The sequence below is a fragment of the Extibacter sp. GGCC_0201 genome, assembly GCF_017566055.1.
In the GTDB taxonomy this organism is placed as follows: domain Bacteria; phylum Bacillota; class Clostridia; order Lachnospirales; family Lachnospiraceae; genus Extibacter.
This window is the reverse complement of the sequence record NZ_JABFCH010000226.1, coordinates 1-215: the sequence shown is the minus strand read 5'-3', so window position 1 is coordinate 215 and position 215 is coordinate 1. Positions and strand designations below refer to the sequence as shown.

The window sequence follows — 215 nt, the reverse complement described above, 5'->3', positions numbered from 1 at the left end:
AACATTGATATTGTTACCGGTTTTGGTCTGGGCGCAAGCTCGATCGCATTGTTTGCCCGTGTTGGCGGCGGTATTTATACTAAAGCTGCTGACGTTGGTGCTGACCTTGTTGGTAAAGTTGAAGCCGGTATCCCGGAAGACGATCCGCGTAACCCTGCTACTATCGCTGATAACGTAGGCGATAACGTAGGCGACGTTGCCGGTATGGGTGCCGA

Annotated in this window: 1 protein-coding gene; it reads left to right on the top strand. The window is 52.1% G+C overall.

Going from position 1 to position 215, the window contains the following annotated elements; translation table 11 throughout:
- Positions 1–215: sodium/proton-translocating pyrophosphatase (locus HJV72_RS19345; RefSeq protein WP_208073500.1), on the top strand; the 215-nt coding region annotated here is incomplete at both ends.